This is a genomic window from Nitratidesulfovibrio oxamicus, assembly GCF_015731765.1.
In the GTDB taxonomy this organism is placed as follows: Bacteria; Desulfobacterota; Desulfovibrionia; order Desulfovibrionales; family Desulfovibrionaceae; genus Cupidesulfovibrio; species Cupidesulfovibrio oxamicus.
In genome coordinates this window covers 1-4,496 of sequence record NZ_VRYY01000203.1, presented here as the reverse complement: position 1 = coordinate 4,496, position 4,496 = coordinate 1, and the positions used below count along the sequence as shown (strand labels likewise).

Genomic DNA, 4,496 nt, shown 5'->3' with positions numbered 1-4,496 from the left:
TGCTGGCCTTCGGCCTTGCCCCGGCACGGGCAGGCACCGCCGACGCGGGTTGGCGCATCCGGCTGCTGGACGCCGCCGTGGTGTCCGGCGCCACGGTGACCCTGGGCGAGATAGCGGAGCCGGTGGGTTCCATTTCCCCGCAGGCCTGGCGCGAACTGGCCGCCACCCCCCTGTGGCCGTCACCCGCCGAGCCGGGCCGCCCCATGAGCGTCAATCGCCCGCGCCTGCAACAGGCCCTGCGCGAGGCCCTGCGCGATACCGAATCGCTGTGCCTGTACCCCGGCACGCTGGTGCTCCAGCGCGGCGGCGCGGTGCTGCGCGAAGGCGACCTGCGGGCCCTGGCCGTCAGAGCTCTGACACCCGCCATGGCCGCCATGCCCGGTGAGGCCTCTATGCAGGACTACCGCCTGCCCCCTTACGTCTTTCTGGCCCACCCGCAGCAGCAGGTGGTGGTGGAGAACACCCTGGCCGCGCCCGGTCGCAACACGCTGCGCTTTGCCGTGCGCGAGGTTGACGGCAGCGTCGTGCGAAAGTTCACCGGCTCCGCCTTCGTGGACGTGTGGGCCGACGTACCCTGCGCCGTCCAGCCCGTGAACAGGGACGACGTGCTGACCCCCGACAAGATCACCCGCGTGCGCAAGAACCTGGCCTACCTGCGCGAACCTGCCTGGGACGGCCTGGGCGGCCCGTGGCGCTTGACCCGCCCCGTGGGCGCCGATCAGGTGATCTACCAGAGCGACCTTTCCGGCGTGCCCACCGTGCGGCGCGGCAGCGTGGTGACCGTGCTGTACGATTCCGGCTCGGTGCGCTTGCAGGTGCAGGGCGAGGCCATGGCCGACGGCGGCCTTGGCGAGACCATTCCCGTACGCAATATGCAAAGCAAGCGGCAGATCTATGCTGCAGTGAAGGATGGGGGGACGGTGGTGGCCCGGTAGGGGCACCACTCACGGCACAAGTCCGAAACGCCCCCTCCGCAATCCAAGGAGAACCGCCATGAAACGCAGACTGCTCGCCGCCGGGTGCGCCATGCTGCTGCTTTCCGGGTGCAATGCCGCCCGCCAGCAGCCTTCGCCGGTGCCGCCGGTCACCCAGCCGCAGGCCTATGCCGAGCCCGAGGACACAGCCGCCAACCCCGGATCGCTGTACAGCGAATCGGACTCGGAGTTCCTGTTCTCCGACAACCGCGCCCGCAGGGTGGGCGACATCGTGCTGGTCAAGGTGGTGGAAACCGACAAGGCCAAGAACAAGGCCGACACCACCGCCGACAAGACCAGTACCAACGAACTGGGCGTCAGCGCCTTTTTCGGGCAGTCCAGCGCGTCCATCAACCCCATGAATCCCGCAGGGCCTTTTGGCGGCGCGGTGGGCACGAATCCCGTCCTGGGCACCAGTTCCACCTCCAAGCATTCCGCCACCGGCGAAACCAAGCGTGAAAGCACCGTCACCACCACCATCGCCGCGCGCGTTCTGCGCGTTCTGCCCGGCGGCCTGATGGAAGTGGAAGGCGCCCGCGAAACCCGCGTCAACGACGAGACCCAGTACATCGTGGTCAGCGGCCTGGTGCGCGCCCGCGACGTGGCCTCGGATAATTCCGTGACTTCGTCGCAGATGGCCAATGCCCGCATCGAGTACTACGGAAAGGGCACCCTGGCGGACAAGCAGAAGCCGGGGTGGTTCACCCGTCTTATGGACAACGTCTGGCCTTTCTAGTGCGAACGCGGCGATTCCGCCCGCATGCATCGTCAAACGTCGCCGCCGCCGGGGTCGAGTACCAAAGAGTACACTCCCCCGGCGGCGGCTTCGTTTTCCTTGTCTGCAAGCGGACTTGCCGCGTTCGCGCCATGCGACGCGTGTGAGGACTGAAGACGCACACCCTCGTCGTCGGCCCCGCTTTTCTTGCCTGCGGGCCAGCCGGGCGCATTTCCTGTGCGTTGCCAGGCAAGGCGATTCCGCCCGCATGCATCGTCAAACATCGCCGCCGCCGGGGTCGAGTACCAAAGAGTACATTCCCCCGGCGGCGGCTCCGCTTTCCTCGCCTGCGAATGGACTTGCCGCCTTCGCACTGGCACGGTGTTGGCAATAGCCATGGGCAGCGCCGGAATACCGTCGGATACCCGTCGGCGGCGCGCCCTGCGGGATGTTTGTTTCTTGACCGTCAGCAATCCGCGCGCCCCATCCCTTCGCGCCCCATCCGGCCCACGCCGGCCCACGCCGGCCCACGTCGGCGCACATTCGGGGGGGGGGCGCGTAACGGGCTGCCAGAGCAGCCTGATTTTCGGAGAAATGCCATGTCGCCCAGCCTTCGTTCCCTCACCGCCCGCCTTCTCGTCGTCCCGCTGCTTGCGGGCCTGTGGCTGCTGGCCCTGCCGGGCGGCGCCGGGGCCGTGCGCATCAAGGACATCGCCAGCTTCGGCGGCGTGCGCGACAACCAGCTAGTGGGCTACGGCCTTGTGGTCGGCCTTGGCGGCACGGGCGACAAGAAGGATTCCACCTTCACCATGAGTTCCATGGTCAACATGCTGGAACGCATGGGCGTGGCCGTGGACCCGGCCAAGATGAAGCCCAAGAACGTGGCCGCCGTCATGGTCACAACCCGCATGCCCGTTTCCGCCAAGCCCGGCACCCGCCTGGACGTCACCGTCTCGTCCATGGGCGACGCCACCAGCCTTCAGGGCGGGGTGTTGCTGATCACGCCGCTGAAGGGCGTGGACGGCAAGGTGTACAGCCTGGCGCAGGGGCCGCTGGCCCTGGGCGGCTTTTCCGTGGAAGGGCAGGCCGCCCGCGCCCAGAAGAACGTGACCACCGTGGGCACCATCCCCGGCGGAGCCATCGTGGAGCGGGGCATTCCCTTTCAGTTCAACAGCCAGGATACGCTGACCCTGCACATGACCAGCGCGGACTTTTCCACCACCATGCAGGTGGTGGAGCGGCTGAACCGGGTCATGGGCGGCAGCTACGCCAAGGCCCAGGATGCCTCAACCGTGGCCCTGGACGTGCCGCCCGCCTACCGGGGCAACCTGGTGCCGCTGATGGCCTCCATCGAGAACATCGAAGTCACCCCCGACGGCCCCGCCAAGGTGGTGGTGGACGAAAAGACCGGCACCGTGGTGCTGGGGCGCGACGTGCGCATCTCGCGCGTGGCCGTGGCCCACGGCAGTTTGCAGGTCACCGTGCAGGAAGGCATGGACGTCTCGCAGCCCGGCCCGTTCAGCCAGGGGCAGACCGTGGCCACTCCGCGCACCGACATCAACGTGCGTGAGGAAAACCGCCGCCTGATGCTCATGGAAGGCGCCACCTTGCAGGAACTGGTGGATGGCCTGAACGCCATCGGCGCCACCCCGCGCGACCTGGTCTCGATCCTGCGGGCCATGAAGACGGCGGGGGCTTTGCATGCCGACCTCGAAGTCATCTAGGGCGCGCGTGCAAATGGTTCTTTCGCCCGTTGGCTTTGTCAAACTTCGCCTGCCATATCGGTCGAATACGATAAGAGTATACTCCCTCATGGCAGGCTTGTTTTCCTCGCCAACGAACGAAACTCCGCATTTGCAAGCGCGCCCTGAAAGACAGTGCCAGCACGGCCCCCTTGCAATTTTTCAGCATGCTGAAACGATGAGAGACTTGCCATGACTGCTCCCGTCGATCCCAAACTCGCCACCGCCGCCTCGGCCCAGCACGAGCTTACCCAGCGCAAGCTCGAGATGGATGCCCTGCGCAAGCGCCTGCGCAACGATCCGTCCAAGGAACAGAAGCTGCGCGAGGCGTGCGAAGGGTTCGAATCCATCTTCGTGCAGAAGATGTGGGAGCAGATGCGCGCCACCCTGCCCAAGGAAGGCTACCTGCACAGCAAGGAAGAGGAATTCTGGCAGTCCATGTTCGACCAGGAGCTTGCCAAAAAGATGACCTCCGCCGGGGGCATCGGGCTGGCCGACATGATCTACGAGCAGCTTTCCAGCAAGCTTACCGACGCCAGCCGCACCACCGCGCCCGGTTCGGTGCGCGAGCCGGTGCCGGTGAAGCCGGTGTCGCTGGTGCCGCGCATGATCACCCCCGCGTCCGAGGAGGCGAACCGGGACAAGGCCGGTACCGCTTCGTCCATGTACGAACCCGCCAGCCCCGAGGCTGCGGTGGCGGGTGCCCCCCAGGCATCGGGCGCGACCGGAACGGATGCGACGGGCGGAACGGGTGAAACGGGCGTCAAGTCCGAACCGGCAAACCAGGCCGGGCACAACATCGTCCGGCAGCACCTGGCCGAACTGGAGCGTCAGGTGGCCGCCACACCCCCGGCTGGCGAGGCCGGTCCGGTGGCATCCGGTCCAGCGGTATCCGCTGTGGCGGGGGCTGCCATTGCGGGCGCCGCAGGTGCGGTTGCCGCAACGGGTGCGACAGCCTCGACAGCCTCAATTGCCTCAGCTGGCGCAGCGGGGTCCGTTGGCGCTGGCGCTCCCGGTCCAACCGGCGTCCAATCCGCCACGGTGCCGGCTGCCGCCGCCGAAGCC

Annotated in this window: 4 protein-coding genes; all 4 read left to right on the top strand. The window is 67.3% G+C overall.

Annotation, left to right across the window (positions count from 1 at the left end; translation table 11 throughout):
- Positions 1-2 precede the first annotated feature (2 nt).
- Positions 3-935 (top strand): flagellar basal body P-ring formation chaperone FlgA, encoded by a 933-nt coding sequence (gene flgA, locus FVW20_RS08210; protein WP_196609033.1) that lies wholly within the window; start codon positions 3-5, stop codon positions 933-935.
- A gap of 58 nt (positions 936-993) precedes the next feature.
- Positions 994-1,710, top strand: a complete 717-nt coding sequence (locus tag FVW20_RS08205; RefSeq protein WP_196609032.1) for a flagellar basal body L-ring protein FlgH — start codon at positions 994-996, stop codon at positions 1,708-1,710.
- Between the two features lie 578 nt (positions 1,711-2,288).
- Entirely contained in the window at positions 2,289-3,413 is a 1,125-nt protein-coding gene (locus FVW20_RS08200; protein ID WP_196609031.1) for a flagellar basal body P-ring protein FlgI, read from the top strand.
- A 210-nt stretch (positions 3,414-3,623) separates the two neighbouring features.
- The coding region (locus FVW20_RS08195; protein ID WP_196609030.1) for a rod-binding protein at positions 3,624-4,496 on the top strand (873 nt) is incomplete at its 3' end.

Excerpts from the sequence above, each read along its gene's own strand:
- FVW20_RS08205 (WP_196609032.1), top strand. The coding sequence starts at position 994 with ATGAAACGCAGACTGCTCGCCGCCGGGTGCGCCATGCTGCTGCTTTCC.
- FVW20_RS08200 (WP_196609031.1), top strand. The coding sequence starts at position 2,289 with ATGTCGCCCAGCCTTCGTTCCCTCACCGCCCGCCTTCTCGTCGTCCCG.